Origin of the sequence: Vibrio gigantis (assembly GCF_024347515.1) — a bacterium.
Classification (GTDB): Bacteria; Pseudomonadota; Gammaproteobacteria; order Enterobacterales; family Vibrionaceae; genus Vibrio; species Vibrio gigantis.
In genome coordinates this window covers 342,569-358,739 of sequence record NZ_AP025492.1, presented here as the reverse complement: position 1 = coordinate 358,739, position 16,171 = coordinate 342,569, and the positions used below count along the sequence as shown (strand labels likewise).

12 protein-coding genes and 1 riboswitch are annotated in these 16,171 nt (G+C 43.2%); of the genes, 4 read left to right on the top strand and 8 right to left on the bottom strand.

Annotation, left to right across the window (positions count from 1 at the left end):
- The 7 genes from OCV56_RS01680 to OCV56_RS01650 form a co-directional block, all read right to left on the bottom strand.
- Positions 1–840, bottom strand: a complete 840-nt coding sequence (locus tag OCV56_RS01680) for an ExeA family protein (protein WP_086713479.1) — start codon at positions 838–840, stop codon at positions 1–3.
- Between the two features lie 53 nt (positions 841–893).
- On the bottom strand, positions 894–2,561 hold the full coding sequence (gene mshL / locus OCV56_RS01675) for a pilus (MSHA type) biogenesis protein MshL (RefSeq protein ID WP_086713480.1): 1,668 nt from the start codon (positions 2,559–2,561) through the stop codon (positions 894–896).
- Positions 2,562–2,580: 19 nt separating this feature from the next.
- The gene (locus OCV56_RS01670) at positions 2,581–2,910 is read right to left on the bottom strand and encodes an MSHA biogenesis protein MshK (RefSeq protein ID WP_086713481.1); all 330 of its coding nucleotides are present in this window, start codon (positions 2,908–2,910) and stop codon (positions 2,581–2,583) included.
- Complete coding sequence (gene pilO, locus OCV56_RS01665; RefSeq protein WP_086713482.1) at positions 2,903–3,550, bottom strand: type 4a pilus biogenesis protein PilO; 648 nt, start codon at positions 3,548–3,550, stop codon at positions 2,903–2,905. The genes OCV56_RS01670 and pilO overlap by 8 nt, the downstream gene beginning before the upstream one ends.
- Entirely contained in the window at positions 3,550–4,992 is a 1,443-nt protein-coding gene (locus OCV56_RS01660) for an MSHA biogenesis protein MshI (protein WP_086713483.1), read from the bottom strand. The genes pilO and OCV56_RS01660 overlap by 1 nt, the downstream gene beginning before the upstream one ends.
- Positions 4,993–4,994: 2 nt before the next feature.
- Positions 4,995–7,010, bottom strand: coding sequence for an RNase E specificity factor CsrD (gene csrD, locus OCV56_RS01655; protein ID WP_086713484.1), 2,016 nt, complete (start codon positions 7,008–7,010; stop codon positions 4,995–4,997).
- 161 nt (positions 7,011–7,171) lie between these two features.
- Positions 7,172–7,729 (bottom strand): single-stranded DNA-binding protein, encoded by a 558-nt coding sequence (locus OCV56_RS01650; RefSeq protein WP_017061342.1) that lies wholly within the window; start codon positions 7,727–7,729, stop codon positions 7,172–7,174.
- 278 nt (positions 7,730–8,007) lie between these two features.
- On the opposite strand from OCV56_RS01650, the gene OCV56_RS01645 reads away from it, so the two are divergent.
- From OCV56_RS01645 to OCV56_RS01630, 4 genes are all read left to right on the top strand, one after another.
- Positions 8,008–8,655 (top strand): LuxR C-terminal-related transcriptional regulator, encoded by a 648-nt coding sequence (locus OCV56_RS01645; protein ID WP_086713492.1) that lies wholly within the window; start codon positions 8,008–8,010, stop codon positions 8,653–8,655.
- A 156-nt stretch (positions 8,656–8,811) separates the two neighbouring features.
- Positions 8,812–9,684, top strand: coding sequence for a UTP--glucose-1-phosphate uridylyltransferase GalU (galU, locus tag OCV56_RS01640; protein ID WP_086713485.1), 873 nt, complete (start codon positions 8,812–8,814; stop codon positions 9,682–9,684).
- 151 nt (positions 9,685–9,835) lie between these two features.
- Complete coding sequence (gene uvrA / locus OCV56_RS01635) at positions 9,836–12,667, top strand: excinuclease ABC subunit UvrA (protein ID WP_086713486.1); 2,832 nt, start codon at positions 9,836–9,838, stop codon at positions 12,665–12,667.
- 96 nt (positions 12,668–12,763) lie between these two features.
- On the top strand, positions 12,764–14,527 hold the full coding sequence (locus OCV56_RS01630; RefSeq protein ID WP_086713487.1) for a PglL family O-oligosaccharyltransferase: 1,764 nt from the start codon (positions 12,764–12,766) through the stop codon (positions 14,525–14,527).
- Between the two features lie 100 nt (positions 14,528–14,627).
- Here OCV56_RS01630 and OCV56_RS01625 read toward each other — a convergent pair whose 3' ends face one another.
- Complete coding sequence (locus OCV56_RS01625; RefSeq protein WP_086713488.1) at positions 14,628–15,767, bottom strand: pyridoxal-phosphate-dependent aminotransferase family protein; 1,140 nt, start codon at positions 15,765–15,767, stop codon at positions 14,628–14,630.
- A gap of 176 nt (positions 15,768–15,943) precedes the next feature.
- Positions 15,944–16,121, top strand: a riboswitch (Lysine riboswitch).
- Positions 16,122–16,171 lie beyond the last annotated feature (50 nt).

Here is a 16,171-nt window from a genome sequence, read left to right as displayed (position 1 = left end):
TTAATTCCAACCCCACAGTATTGGCGTTTTAAATTTAGGCTTACACACATCGTACGTTTCATGCATAGCGGAAAACAGATGTTGGTTATCGATACTTTTCTTATCTTCACTGAATGAAAGCAATAAAGCCTTATGGCAAAGTTGGTTTATCAATCTAGGGATACCTAACGTCGAACGACAGATCGCCTTTTTTTGATTCAAGCTGAATAGCTCAGGGCTGCCACCAGATTTAACGATTCGATTATCAATATACGCTACCGTTTCATCGAGAGTTAGTGGCCTCAGTGTTGAACTAAACGTGATTCTTTGACGAAACTGTCTTAGGTGATAAGCCTCTAACCGAGCGTCTAATTCAGGTTGCCCAAGCAACACTATCTGAAGTAACTTTTTATCTTCAGTTTCCAGATTGCCGAACAATCTCAATGTCTCCAACGCTTCGTCAGAGAGAGCTTGCGCCTCATCAATAATCGCAACCACTCTTAAGCCTGAGTTATGTAGTTCAATCAACTTATGTTGAATGTTATCCACCAGGGTGGCTTCGTTCTTAACAGCTAAATCAAGCTCTTTTGCAACAGCATGACGTAAATCAGCTCCGGACAACACGGGATTTGGCAGGTAAATTAATGCGGTACAGTCTTCTAGGTGATTGACCAACATCCGACAAACCATCGTCTTACCGGTGCCAACCTCTCCAGTCACCTTAATCACGCCCTCCCCCATTTCCAACGCCGAGATTACCGTTTGAATCGCTTCGAAATGAGGCGCTAAACCATAAAAAAAATCTGTATTCGGCGTTAAGGTAAATGGCAGCTGTTCAAAACCAAAATGAGCTTGATACATACGACGACCTAGCTTAGTGAGACACAGCCACTCTATATTGAAAAGGTGAGCAACTACTCTTCATCAGGGAACCACTGTTGAAGAAGATCACGTGAACGCTCCAACTCATTTTGCCAAGTATTCACACCCACGATCGTTGGCTTAAGCAAGATCACAAGCTCAGTTTTTTGCGTTAACTGATTGGTATTGCGGAATAAATGACCTAATGCAGGGATATCACCGAAGAACGGGACTTTCGACGTCACATCAGTAGTGTTAGATTTCATCAAACCACCAATAACAACCACATCACCGTCTCGAGCTCGAATCACGGAGTCAGATTCACGAATAGAGCTTTTCGCCAAAGGGAGTTGAACCACACCCGTTGTTGAACCTAAGTTAAGCTCTTTCACCTCTTCATCTACCTCGATAACTGCTGGGTGAACATGTAAGAACACACTGCCTTCATCGTCTATCTGAGGGGTTACATCCAAAGATATACCAGAGAAAAACGGCGTTAACTCAACTTCAGGCGCCACATTAGCGTTGTCACCACTGCCAACCGCACTTGATAAATCCGTCACGTAGTATTCGTCTGTACCAACCTTGATCACTGCTTTTTGATTGTTTGCAGCCGTTACGCGAGGGCTCGATAGTACGTTCAAGTCACCCTGTGTATCCATGAAACTTAATACTGCTTCAAAGCTACCACCAGAAACAACAATATTGGATTGACCGCCTAAAGCGGCACCAATCGGGTCCATCCCAGGCAGTGTTCCCGGGATGATAGTACCAGCTGCATCTTTAACAATAGAGCCCATACCTATTGTGTAATTTGTACCGTTCGACGAAAACATCTTGGTCCAATTAATGCCCTGCTGATAACCGTCACTCAGGGTGACTTCCATGATTTTGGCTTCCAAGATAACTTGGCGTTGCAGACGCTTTTGAGATATACCCAGGAACTCTCGAACCTCACGAATTTCGTCAGGGTAAGCACGTACCGTAATCACACTCGCTTGCGGGGTAACTACAACGCTTTGTCCATCACCGGAACCAATTAAGTGAGCGACTGCCGCTTCAAGCTGTGGCCAGAAATCACTTTCAGAAGTCGTTTCAATCTCTGTACCACCGTTCGATGTCGAGTTCGAAGAGTTAGATGAATTGGATGAGTTTGACGAGTTAGAGTCTGAACTTGAAGAGCTCGATGAACTGTTATCTGAATTAGAGATCGTGCCTGTCGTGATGGTCGTCAATGAACGACCTGAACGCTTAACTTGTAAGTAATCGACAGGAATAGTTACAGTGCGAAGGCCGGCAGGGTAAACTTGAATCACTTTGCCACGCTTTTCAATATCGTAGCCATACATATCTTGAGCAACAGCCAATACCTCATCTAACGTCACATCTGTTAGGTTAAGGGTGAGATTTCCAGACACACTTGGGTGAATAGCCGCACTATACTCAGTACCTTTCACTAAGCTTGCAAAGAAAGTCCTCGCTTCAACGCCTTTTGCTTGAATACGAAAACGCTTAACGGTTTCCATACCCGGAGACATGGAGTCAGAATTTAACTGAGGCATAAGGTCATCTTGTACCGATGAAGGTAACTCATGAAGCGCTCTGCTGTTCGCTTCATTAATAGATTCGTTTAAAGACTCTTTAATCTCAACAGGATCTCTATGCCCCATCGAACAGCCGACTAAAGATGACACTAGGATTGCTACTACAAGTTTACGCATGTCTTCACTCTAACCTTAATTATTTCTTAACATCTAAAGAGAACATCTCTAATTTCCACTGCTTAGAGCTTCTCTGCAGAGTGACGTATTCTGGATCTATATTCTTAACTCGGTACCCTCTGATCGTTTCCCCTTGTCCGAGAATCTGACCATTCATAATCGCATAGCAAGGCGTATCTCCTTTACACACGATGCTTTCCAAAGAAGGTAAGCGATAACGAGTTGGTGCTTTCTTAGCAGGCGTAGTTTTCTGTTGAGGCGAAAGCCAGCCTAATGGCGCCGTTGGATCTTGCTCAGCCCACACCGTGAAACTGCTAAACAGCAAAGACAACAAAAGAGTTCTAACCACCGATAAACTCCTGTCTAGTGCCAAGTGTGTAAACCTCGAACACCAGTCGAGCTTTAGGGTATTCTTCTACTGAGTATTCAAATGTGCGCCAGTAGTAGCTCACAGGCAGAGACTCAAGAGCTTGAAGGTAAGCTGATATATCAAAGTAACTGCCAGTTAGCTCCATTCTTACAGGGTGAAGAAAGTAGCCTGAATATTCACTGGTCTCTTTATTGTTCGAAATCGCTTCTGGTTTTAACGACTCTAGCGATTCAAGCTTTAGCCCATTACCGGCGTTAAGAACGCTCTCCAATAACTGCGACATTTGAGACGGTGTGATTAACCCATCAACAATCTGCGAAAGCTGCAGTGAGAGATCTTGACTCTCCACCAGCAGCTTTTTGTACTCTCGATTAATTTCTTTGTCTGGGTCTTTGTTTAACTTAGCTTGCAGAACAAGTAACTCCCCCTGCTGCCTTTGGTTCGATTGAGTCAGATTGGTCGCCTTGGCATTTTTAGCTTGTAGATCGAGATACGCTGGCTCAACTAATAAGGTGAACAGCAACATGGATAAACCCACAAAACCGCACACGAAAAGTAGCCATTTTTCTCTTTGACTTAATGCAAGAAACTTATCGCTAAGCTGATTCCACTGCTGCATTATTTACTCTCCCGACGAGTACTTAACTCGAACGTCACCACATCTTGATCATTGCGACCAATTTTTAGCTTTTCAAAAGCGCGTCCAACTAAATTAAGCTCACTTTTGAACTGACCAATCCAGTTAGGAACGACATTTGCGTTACGAGCCAAACCACTAAGGTCTAAAGTATCGTGGGTCATGTAGATGTGCGAAAGAGAGATGTCATTTCGGCCTAATTTAGCTAAGGAATTCATGACGCCAGAATACCCGACTTGTTGGGATTCGTCGTATTGTCCGACAGCCTTCAAAGCCTCTTTTTTAGCCTCAGTCTCACGTTTGAGACGCGCAACAGCTGCGACTTTCTCTGGAGACGGTTTATGCTGAGTTAACTTACTATTCAATTGGTTAACTTGTTTGTTAAGTTGATTCGAGTCTTGTTGCAGGGCTGTTAGTTCTTTATCTAGATTAGAGACTTGATACTGCATCGTAAAGTAACCGCCAAGCAGCAAAATACAAACTACCCCCCAACTCGCAACAACATTTGTCAGCGTAAAATATTCTTTTTTAGGCTTGAGATGTTCAGGGTAAAGATTGACGTTAAAAGCATTTTTTTCAGCGGCGAGTTTAACCAACAAACTCTCTGAATTATCACGCTCTCCTTCAATCAACAGTGAAACTGTCGAGCTCAATGTACTATTTAAAGTACTTTGCAACTCTGCTTCATCTTCTTCGTCACAACAGATTTTCAGCTGGTGAAGTTGAGTACCTTTAATTTGAGAAGAAAGATAATCAATCGAACGTTGAAGCTCTAAAGCAAGGCCGTCCAATTGTAGAGCACTTGACGCAACACCTGTTAAAGGTGGAACAACGCTGCGAATTGTTCTTTGAAAGCAAACGGTATTTTCAACAAACGCACCAAGCTTAAAGTGTGAATTAGTGCTACGTTGTAAAAGAATGAAATTAGACAGTTCGCCAGCGCTGTAACCCCAAATTTCATCTTCTGGAACCACACCACTTAGTTCTACCTGAACTGAGTTGGTAACCTTTAGGACCTTATCTAACAGCTTTTTAGGCAACACATACACTTGCAGCTTGTTCGACGTCGGTAGCGCGACCGCACTCGCCGTAATTTCAGTGACTCTTTCAGAAACAAGATCTTTGAGTAAAAAAGGCAGTGCTACCGACCATTCACTTTCTGGAATATCAGGTTTATCAATTTGGTAGGTTTGGTAGTAGTTCGCACAGACAATGAGCTGAAGGCTATTACTGGTAAACGCCTCACTGCTAAGCGATTTTTTTAACGCACTTTCCCAGTCTCCATTAACCACTGGAATACTGGTTACTTGAGGTTCTTGATCTATCGATGAAATATAAATAGCATCATTGCCCAATAGAACAACTTGTGAGCTACCTTTATTATTCGTTGGCTTTATCTTGTCTAAAATCGCTTTAAAATTCATTCTTAACTACTACTCTTACGCCATCGATTTCTTCTTCCAACTTTGACAACAGATTCCGCTTTCACGGCCTTTTCAGCTTGATTAGGTAAAGGAATAATTTGTTGTTCTTCGTCGAAATATCTCCCTTGATAGCCGTTAATGCCTAACTCTATCAAGGTATTCTTTTCTTGTTTTGTCTCGACTCCAACTGCAATCACTTGAGTTGGAGAATCACCGCAAGCCCCAATTAAGCTTCGGACAAACAGTTGGTTCTCATGCCTTTGATCGATTTTCTTTATTAGGCTTCGATGAAGCTTAATATAATTAACTTTCAAATCCTTTATATAGTGAGTGCTAACAATGGTTCGTCCAGCTTGGCCAACCACAATTTTACACCCTAAACCTCGCAGCATCTTTGCCACCGGTCTCATATAATCAAGATGAGCAATCAAGTGCCCTTCGGGAAACTCAAAAGCAAGCTGAGAACGGTGTTGAGCAGAGAGCTGTAACAACTCACTTCTGAACCACTTAAAATGCTGTTTATTAGCAAATGGAGTCACATTCAGGTTCACAGAGTAGTTGATAGGCTGAGTTGATTCTTTCAGCGATTTCAACAAAACCCTTAGGACCGATTGGTCCATTTGAGCTTGATAACCCACTTGCTCAACCGCAGGCATAAATCGAGACGATTTCAATAAGCCTTTGTCAGGGTCCTGAATTCTAGTGAATATTTCTCTATGTAATTCATTGGCTTGACCAGATTCCGGCATAAGATAACACCGCTGAGCAAAGATTACTAAATTTTCAGGAATCAGCGCTTTATCAAGTAATGTTCTCCAACGAACACTGCCTCTATCAAGCTCGTTCTTATTCTGTTTCGGGTAACGGCTCCAGTTATTAATACGCTCTAACTGAGCACTCTTTAATGCCGTTTCCGTTTCATCCATAATCTGACTGTGGCGCTCACCTTCGGTATACATGGTCACACCGATATGACACCAGTTATCCGATTCCAAAGGCTCTGGAGGGGTTAGCTTATCTAACTGTCTTAAGCACTGAGCGGCCAAGGTCGCAATATCTTTTGCTCCTTGATGAGGGATAAATACAGCAAAGTCCGCTTCATAATAACGAGAAAAAATGACATCAGGATAACGCTGAACGATATTCGATAGTACTTCACCGACTTCAATAATAAAGCCGTCAGTGATTTGCTTATCGTTAGCATCACGAACTTGCTCCCATTCGTCGATGCGTATCAGTAGCACACCACCTCGAGCACCACTCTCATGCAGTGCCGATTCTAGCTTATTATCGAATAAAACTCGGTTTGCGGTTCCCGTGAGTTTATCTAGGAAGGTGTGGGTACGAATGAATGTGTCAAAGCGACTTCGTTCTTGACGAGCATCTTGTAACTCTTCAATCAATACATCCAAGGCTTCACTTGCGGTATAAGGCCACTCACGCTCATCTCCCTTTGCATGAGGTTCAACCTGCCCAGCCAAGATCATTCTTCCTCGCTCTTCCAAAATCTCAGAACCCATGAGTTGCTCCTTCAACCAACGAACACCACGAGCAAGACAGAATAGAACTAATGCGACAGCCAAAGTAATTGACCACATCGCTTCCATTGAATAGTTGTAGCCAATATAAGGAGGGAGTGCTTTAAATTCGATTCGATACCCTTCATTGCGCTCTAAAATAAAGCTTTTCTCATAGAGACGATTGGGATCAATTTGTGGAGAGGTATCTTTGAAACGATAAACGATGCCAGTCTTGTTCGAGAGTTTCATCTCAACAATATTGCTCGCCTGTAACATCTTAGGCATCCAGCGCTGCATTGAATACGCGGCGTCGGGATCTTCCATCTCTTTATCTACAACGTCGACAATACCAACCAAATAATGGTCTAAATATTCCTGTCCAATACGCTTAAAGGAAAGTGTGCCACCAATAAAAAGAATGAACATCGCACTGATCACTATCACAGTAACAAATGCGACCAATCGAGTGCTCAATTTTAGTGTCGGGGTATATCTCATGAATAACGAAATCCTTTTCAACTCACATTATACCGTATTGCTACTTATACTATAAATTGACGTTGTAAATAAAGCGTTAAGAATTGTAGGTAACAAAAAGCCGCGACGAACGCGGCTTTTTCCAATTTAATACTGTCTTTATAATATATTAAAAACAGGGCTTAAAATGGGATGTCATCATCAAAATCCATTGGCGGCTCATTATATTGAGGTTGAGCCTGCTGAGGAGCTTGTTGAGGTGCTTTCGGCTGCTGTTGAGCTGGAGCACTGTATTGTTGCTGCTGTTGTTGTGGCTGCTGTGGTTGGCCCCAACCACCTTGCTGTTGGTTGTTACCCATACCACCTTGAGCAGGAGCACCACCTTGAGCACGGCCGCCAAGCATTTGCATAACACCGTTGAAGCCTTGAACAACCACTTCTGTTGTGTAGCGATCTTGACCGCTTTGATCTTGCCATTTACGAGTTTGAAGTTGACCTTCAATGTAAACTTGAGAACCTTTACGTAGGTACTCACCAGCAACTTCCGCTAGCTTGCCAAACAGCGCAACACGGTGCCATTCTGTTTTTTCACGCTGCTCGCCAGTTGCTTTATCACGCCATGACTCTGACGTTGCAATGGTAATGTTCGCTACTGCGCCACCATTTGGCATGTAACGAATTTCAGGGTCATTACCTAGGTTACCCACTAATATAACTTTGTTAACTCCACGGCTAGCCATGATTTGCTCCGTCTAAATTCATAGTCTCAGAAAATTTTAGCGCACAAGAATAGCATGCTTTTCTGCAGTGATAAATCGCATTCCTATTCTCTCCTCAAGACAAAGAATAAAAACGTAACAAATCATGATATTCAGAGCGATGTTGCTTTTTTCTCCACTTACAAACCTCTCATTTACTTTGATAATTGATATTCAACGCAAGTCACAATTAAGGCGCTAGAGAAGCGAAAGCCTGCATGACAACGTGGAATCTAATTCTACCAAAGCAGGACGTTTCAATGAGAAAATCACGATACGCTCGCACTTTGCATTTTCTGTGCATCGACCCAAACGACACCTATCTACATGTAAAAGAGATAGAAAAGCATTTATCTATTATTCTCTACAAAATGACGCCCGATGAATTAATGCTAGTTGATAGAAAGCAGAGCAATCGGATCTTGCTCGTCGATTATAAAGAGGTGCCACAACTACTGGTTATTTGTCCTAACCTGGCTGTTATGTGGAAAAACCATGAGATCATCTTATTCAATGTCCCTCAGCAACTTCCAACCTCGGAACTTCTTACCTATGGTGTACTTAAAGGGCTATTTTACAGCACAGAGCAAAAAGATAAGATTGCTCGTGGTCTTCAAGAAGTCATTGATGGCGATAACTGGCTGCCGAGAAAGGTAACCAATCAACTGCTGTTTTATTATCGTAATATGGTCAATACCAACACAACACCTACTAATGTTGATCTCACCATTCGCGAGATCCAGGTTATTCGTTGCCTTCAGTCAGGGTCATCAAACACGCAAATAGCCGATGACTTATTTATTAGTGAGTTCACGGTCAAATCCCACCTTTATCAGATATTCCGTAAGTTAGCGGTCAAAAATAGAGTTCAAGCCATTGCGTGGGCAAACCAGAATCTGCTTGCATAATCGATCCGTCTCTTAATCTGACGATAATTTTGAGGAAAGCTCTAGTAAACCATAGGTATTGTTGCTGAATTTTCGACATCACTTATGCTAGAGTTGCCCTCAGAAATATCAACAACTCAGTTGAATCAATAATTATTATAGATAAAGGGTCTTATCATGATCAAAAAGTGCCTTTTCCCGGCAGCTGGCTACGGTACACGTTTCTTACCAGCAACTAAATCAATGCCGAAAGAAATGATGCCAGTTGTAAACAAACCTCTGATTGAATACGGTGTAGAGGAAGCTATCGAAGCTGGTATGGATGGAATGTGTATTGTTACTGGACGTGGTAAGCACTCGTTGATGGACCACTTTGATAAGAACTACGAGCTTGAGCACCAGATTAGTGGTACCAACAAAGAAGACTTGTTGGTTAATATCCGCGAAACAATTGAAGCTGCAAACTTCACTTATATTCGCCAACGTGAAATGAAAGGCCTTGGTCACGCTATCTTGACAGGTCGTGAACTGGTTGGTGATGAACCATTCGCAGTCGTACTTGCCGATGACCTTTGTGTTAACGAACAGCAAGGCGTATTAGCTCAAATGGTTGCGCTATACAAACAGTTCCGCTGCTCAATTGTTGCAGTACAAGAAGTTCCAGAGGAAGAGACTCACAAGTACGGTGTTATCTCTGGCGAAATGATTAAAGATGACCTTTTCCGTGTTGATGACATGGTTGAGAAACCAGAGCAAGGCACTGCGCCAAGCAACCTAGCGATCATTGGCCGTTATATTCTAACTCCAGATATCTTTGAGCTAATCGAACAAACGGAACCAGGCAAAGGCGGCGAAATCCAGATTACTGATGCTTTGCTTAAACAAGCAAAAGCAGGCTGTGTATTGGCTTACAAATTTAAAGGCCAACGTTTTGACTGTGGTAGTGTAGAAGGCTACATCGAAGCAACAAACTACTGCTTTGAAAACCTATACAAGAAAGACCAGCAACAAATTGAGCTAGGTAAACACTCAACAACAAAAGAAGCATAACGGCTAGCTAATAACTAACGTTACAGATTATAAAAAGGGCGACTCTTTGAGTCGCCCTTTTGGATTTTACTGTTTTTTTATCCAGTAAAACTTTGCACAAATCTCACTCTATGTAATACTTTAGCCACTTAAAATTACATGGTCTATTGAGATGGATAAAATAGAAATTAGAGGCGCTCGTACGCATAACCTCAAAGACGTCAACCTAACCATTCCACGTGACAAACTGACTGTTATCACCGGATTATCAGGTTCAGGAAAGTCATCACTTGCGTTTGACACACTCTACGCAGAAGGTCAGCGCCGCTATGTTGAGTCTTTGTCTGCTTACGCTCGCCAATTTCTATCCCTTATGGAAAAGCCTGATGTCGACCATATTGAAGGCCTATCTCCAGCTATCTCAATAGAACAAAAGTCGACTTCACATAACCCTCGTTCAACCGTCGGTACAATTACTGAAGTCTATGATTATCTTAGATTATTGTACGCGCGAGTTGGCGAACCTCGCTGTCCAGATCACAACACTCCCCTAGCTGCGCAAACCATCAGCCAAATGGTCGATAAGGTATTAGAACTACCTGAAGGTTCAAGGATGATGTTAATGGCACCGATCGTCAAAGAGCGCAAAGGTGAACATGTTAAAACACTGGAAAACTTAGCTGCGCAAGGCTTTATCCGTGCGCGCATTGATGGCGAAACCTGTGATCTATCCGATCCACCAGCACTTGAACTTCATAAGAAGCACACCATTGAAGTTGTGGTAGACAGATTCAAGGTTCGTCCTGATCTTCAACAGCGCTTAGCTGAGTCATTCGAGACCACATTAGAACTCTCTGGTGGTATTGCCATTGTCGGTTGGATGGATGAAACAGATCAAGAAGAAATCGTATTCTCTGCTAACTTCGCTTGTCCAAAATGTGGTTACAGCATGCAGGAACTTGAGCCTCGCCTGTTCTCATTTAATAACCCAGCCGGTGCTTGTGGTACGTGTGATGGTCTTGGTGTTCAACAGTATTTTGATCCAAGCCGGGTAATTTTAGATGAGAGCCTAAGCATTGCAGAAGGTGCGATCAAAGGTTGGGATCAAAAGAACTATTACTATTTCCAGATGCTAACATCACTGTCAGAGCATTATGGTTTTGATCTGTTTGCGCCATTTAACTCTCTACCAAAGAAGACTCAAGAGATCATTCTCAAAGGCTCCGGTCGCACTGAAGTTGAATTCAAATACATCAATGATCGTGGTGATATCCGCGTAAAACGTCATCCGTTTGAAGGCATTTTAAATACGCTCGAGCGCCGTTATCGTGATACTGAATCAAGCGCGGTTCGAGAAGATCTTGCTAAGTACATCTCAACGAAGTCATGCTCAAGCTGTGACGGTACTCGTCTGAGACTAGAAGCTCGTAATGTCTTCATTGGTGATACAACACTGCCAGAAATCGTTGAACTCAGCATTGCTGACGCTCTACAATTTTTCCAAGAATTGAAGCTAGACGGTCAGCGTGGACAAATCGCAGACAAAGTGATGAAAGAGATCAATGATCGCCTGCATTTCTTAGTCAACGTTGGTTTAAATTACCTGAACCTATCACGCAGTGCTGAAACTCTGTCTGGTGGTGAAGCGCAACGTATTCGTCTAGCAAGTCAAATTGGAGCAGGACTAGTTGGCGTTATGTATGTACTCGATGAGCCATCAATTGGCCTCCACCAGCGTGATAATGAACGTCTACTGCAAACCTTGATTCACCTCAGAGACTTAGGTAATACCGTGCTTGTTGTGGAACATGACGAAGATGCAATTCGTTGCGCTGACCATGTTATTGATATCGGTCCAGGAGCAGGGGTTCATGGTGGTCACGTGGTTGCAGAAGGTACCATGCAAGACATCATCGAAAACCCGAACTCATTGACGGGCCAATACCTGAGCGGTGCTAAAGAAATTGCAGTGCCAGAAAAGAGAACACCGATCGATAAGAAAAAGGTTGTCGAGATCATTGGCGCGTCAGGTAACAATTTAAAAAATGTCACTGCCACTATTCCAGTTGGTTTATTTAGTTGTATTACAGGGGTTTCAGGCTCGGGTAAATCAACGCTGATCAACGACACCTTCTTTAAAGTCGCCCACACTCAATTAAACGGTGCAACGACTGCGGTTCCTGCACAACACAAAAAGATAAAAGGCTTAGAGCATTTCGACAAAGTAATCGATATTGATCAAAGTCCTATCGGTCGTACACCAAGATCAAACCCTGCGACCTACACCGGGATCTTCACTCCTATCCGTGAATTGTTCGCAGGCACTCAGGAATCACGTTCCCGCGGTTACAAGCCAGGACGATTTAGTTTTAACGTTCGAGGTGGCCGTTGTGAGGCTTGTCAGGGTGATGGTGTAATCAAAGTGGAGATGCACTTCTTGCCCGATGTATATGTGCCTTGTGATGTGTGTAAAGGTAAGCGCTATAACCGTGAAACACTAGAAGTTCGTTATAAAGGCAAAACCATTGACGAAGTTCTAGAAATGACCGTAGAAGATGCGCGTGCGTTCTTTAATCCAGTTCCAGTGATTGCACGTAAACTGCAAACACTCATGGACGTAGGCCTCTCTTACATTCGATTAGGGCAAGCAGCGACAACCTTATCTGGTGGTGAAGCACAGCGTGTTAAATTAGCGCGTGAGCTATCCAAGCGAGATACAGGAAAAACCTTATACATTCTTGATGAACCAACAACAGGTCTTCATTTCCACGATATCCAGCAGCTATTGACGGTATTACATAGACTACGCGATCACGGTAATACGGTTGTGGTGATTGAGCATAACTTAGATGTCGTTAAAACAGCAGACTGGATCCTAGATCTTGGCCCTGAAGGTGGTCAAGGTGGCGGTGAGATTGTTGCAGAAGGTACACCTGAAGATGTGGCGTTAGTCGAAGGTTCACACACAGCTCGCTTCCTTAAGCCTATGTTAAATTTGAAGTAGGTGTAAAATAGCGCCCTGCGAGCACACAGAAAAATGTTAAAGTAACGGAGCTTGTTTCAGAGGGAACAAGCTCCGTTTTTATAAGGTTAGGGATTTATGGCAACAATACACACTAGCGGTACCCAGCTAGAAAATCAGGTCACTCAGCTGCCACTCAATAAAGCATTTCTGGCTTCTTTAGCTGTTGTATTCTTGTTAGCCATGCATTTTTTTATGCCGAACCCTGGCGGCTCAGGCCTTGCGTTATCATTTAACCCAACAACTTGGCTAGCATTAAGCTTCACCTTAGCAATTGGTTTTTATCAACTAGCGACAAATCGGGTACTTAAATATTCCAAGCTAACCGTAGGTTTACTGATCAGCTGCGTGATACTGACACTGCCGATTCTATACAGCAATGCCGCACCTCAAGGAGCATCAGGGCGCTTACTCGGGTTATGGGCAGGCTTCGCACTGTTCGTCGTGCTGCAGCAATTTAAGTTCAGCAATAAGCACAAGCAACGCATGTTGTGGTTCATTGTGCTTGCTGTGGTTATACAAGCACTCTTTGGCTATATGCAATATTTCTTATTGGAGCCTGGCAACCTATTTGGTTACAACACTTCTGCGAACCGACCATATGGGATATTCCAACAGCCTAATGTAATGGCAAGCTTCCTTGCTACTGGTTTTGTGCTATCTGCTTATCTTTTAGCGAGACAGCCCGCTAAATATAATCACAAGATTAGCGAGTCATTCTTACTGTATTTAACTCCAACCTTAACTGTACCCTTACTAATTATTATTGCGTCACGTACGGGATGGTTGGCAGCTGTCATTGGGTTTGTATGTATTCTGCCTTACCTATACAAATTCTCGACCAAGAAACGCTTCTACGGTTGGTGCGCATCAGTGCTTGTCGGTGTCATCGTCGCTTTTTCGGTGATCAGCCTCAGTTCGACTGACAGCCTCGCAAGCAAAAGGGCTAACTTAGAAAGCCCAAGAGCTTATACGTTTCCACAAGCTCTAGATATGATGATCGAAAAGCCATTTACAGGTTATGGTTACGGAAAATTTGAGTCTGAGTACACGCTATATACAGCTCGCCAACATCAACTCAACTCGAACTATCATCCAGGTCTTCCTTCAATGGATCACCCGCACAATGAATTCCTGTTTTGGGGAGTAGAAGGGGGAATTGTACCAATCATCGGGATCTTGATAGCTGCAATATTGGTTATGTCACGCATAGCAAGTTCTGCAAAAGGAACGCGACTAGCTCTGCTCGCTTTATTCATCCCAATCCTTTTACACTCCCAGCTTGAGTATCCTTTTTATCACTCTGCAATTCACTGGATAACGTTCATTATATTGATTTACTGGGTCGATCAACGCTCTTCCCGACATTATCAACAGCCGTTCAGTATCATAAGTAAAACCTTGTTTCGAGTATCGAGCTTAGTAATACCTATCTTGGTGAGTTTTTATATGTTGAGCGCTCTGCATACCAACTATGTACTGACTAAGTTTGAACTGTCTAAGCCAAAGAACCCAGATATTCTCAAACAAGTGACTAACCCAGTCGTTTGGAAAGATCGCTACGATTGGGACATATACAGCACCTACCTTAACATTGGTCTATATAAAGCCGATCCTAGCCTTATACAGCCTTACATTGATTGGTCGTTGGAGATCATAAAGAGCAAGCCAAGACCTGCTTTCTACAGTAACTTGATTTTGGCGTATCAAGGGCTCGGAGAAGAAAGTAAGGCGGAACAGATCCGTAGCGAAGCAAAGTTTTTATTCCCAAACAGAGACTTTTCACAGGTTCAATACAAGAAAATATCTCAAGCTGAAAACAACGTCTCGTCGGCAGAGTAACTAAGAGTTTACGAGATATTAATTCGTCGTATTACCTTTAAAGCAAACAAAAAAAGCGCACGTTCTCTCGTGCGCTTTTTTTAATTTCAGTTAATTACAACTATTTCAAAACATCTTTTAGCGCTTTTAGACACAGCGCGACATTCTCTTTACGAGCACCGTAACCCATTAGGCCGATACGCCACGCCTTACCAGCCAAAGAGCCAAGCCCAGCACCGATTTCAAGGTTATATTCTTCTAGAAGCTGCGATCTGATCTTAGCCTCATCAATTCCTTCAGGGAAATAAAGTGCGTTAAGTTGTGGTAAGCGGCTATCTTCATCAACCACAAACTTCAGTCCTAAAGCTTCGACTCCCTCTTTCAACTCTTGATGCATTGCGTGATGGCGAGACCAGGCATTATCTAGGCCTTCATTTTTCAGTAGCACAAGAGACTCATGTAGCGCATAAAGACTGTTTACAGGTGCAGTATGGTGATAGCTACGCTTACCTTCGCCACTCCAATAACCTAATACCAAGCTCTGATCTAAGAACCAACTTTGTACTGGTGATTGACGCGCCTTCATTTTCTCGACAGCACGCTGAGAGAAAGTCACTGGAGACAAACCCGGCACACAAGATAGACATTTCTGGCTTCCCGAATAAACCGCATCAAGCTGCCACTCATCAACCAGCAATGGCACACCACCTAATGATGTCACCGCATCGACAATCGTTAAGGCATCAAACTGACGAGCAATAGCCGAGATAGCTTGAGCATCCGATAGCGCTCCAGTTGATGTCTCGGCATGCACAAACGCGACAGCAACAGCATCGGGGTTTTCTGCCAATGCTTTTTCTACTTTGTCGACAGAAACAGGCTTGCCCCACTCGTCGTCAACAAGGATGGCTTCGCCACCACAGCGCACCACATTTTCTCGCATACGCTCACCGAAGACACCGTTACGACAAACGATTACCTTTTCACCAGGCTCAATCAAGTTAACAAAACAGGTTTCCATACCCGCGCTGCCCGGTGCAGAAACGGCAATCGTAAATTCGTTTTCAGTCTGAAAAGCGTACTTAAGAAGCTGTTTAAGCTCATCCATCATCGCAATAAACAACGGATCTAGGTGACCTATCGTAGGACGGCTCAAAGCCTGTAGCACTTGAGGTGAAATATCAGAAGGACCTGGTCCCATTAACGTTCGGTGTGGTGGATAAAAGCTATCGATAGCAGTAGTGAGTGTTAAATTAGACATGTACATCCCTTACGTTAATGTTGTGAACAATCCACCCTAAAGCAAATTGATTACCTCAGCAATTAGCCATAAGTATTGAGGTCAAACCACTGTCACATAATTGTTAAAATTATTTTTCAATAATCTCAAGTTACCAATTGACATTGTTACCGCAAACACGTTCAATGAAATGGCTATCTAGCAGAAGAGGAGCACTGCCCAGGCAGATGTTTTGTGGAACCGCATTTCCAATACAAAACATTTATGGGGAGCAGTGCCGAGATAATAAAAGGATGCAGGACCTTTATTATCGGTTGAGCGGGCTGAATCCCGTCAACTGTCGCCATTTCTATATGGTGAAGAGCTTCTGAGGTTACTATTCTAATAATTCCTCTCTTTTTGCTCTAAAACTCTCTTCGAAAAAC

Bases quoted from the DNA above. Each gene is read 5' to 3' on its own strand.
- csrD (WP_086713484.1), bottom strand. From the start codon at position 7,010: ATGAGATATACCCCGACACTAAAATTGAGCACTCGATTGGTCGCATTT.
- pilO (WP_086713482.1), bottom strand. From the start codon at position 3,550: ATGCAGCAGTGGAATCAGCTTAGCGATAAGTTTCTTGCATTAAGTCAA.
- uvrA (WP_086713486.1), top strand. From the start codon at position 9,836: ATGGATAAAATAGAAATTAGAGGCGCTCGTACGCATAACCTCAAAGAC.
- OCV56_RS01680 (WP_086713479.1), bottom strand. From the start codon at position 840: ATGTATCAAGCTCATTTTGGTTTTGAACAGCTGCCATTTACCTTAACG.
- galU (WP_086713485.1), top strand. From the start codon at position 8,812: ATGATCAAAAAGTGCCTTTTCCCGGCAGCTGGCTACGGTACACGTTTC.
- OCV56_RS01650 (WP_017061342.1), bottom strand. From the start codon at position 7,729: ATGGCTAGCCGTGGAGTTAACAAAGTTATATTAGTGGGTAACCTAGGT.
- OCV56_RS01645 (WP_086713492.1), top strand. From the start codon at position 8,008: ATGAGAAAATCACGATACGCTCGCACTTTGCATTTTCTGTGCATCGAC.
- OCV56_RS01660 (WP_086713483.1), bottom strand. From the start codon at position 4,992: ATGAATTTTAAAGCGATTTTAGACAAGATAAAGCCAACGAATAATAAA.
- mshL (WP_086713480.1), bottom strand. From the start codon at position 2,561: ATGCGTAAACTTGTAGTAGCAATCCTAGTGTCATCTTTAGTCGGCTGT.
- OCV56_RS01625 (WP_086713488.1), bottom strand. From the start codon at position 15,767: ATGTCTAATTTAACACTCACTACTGCTATCGATAGCTTTTATCCACCA.
- OCV56_RS01630 (WP_086713487.1), top strand. From the start codon at position 12,764: ATGGCAACAATACACACTAGCGGTACCCAGCTAGAAAATCAGGTCACT.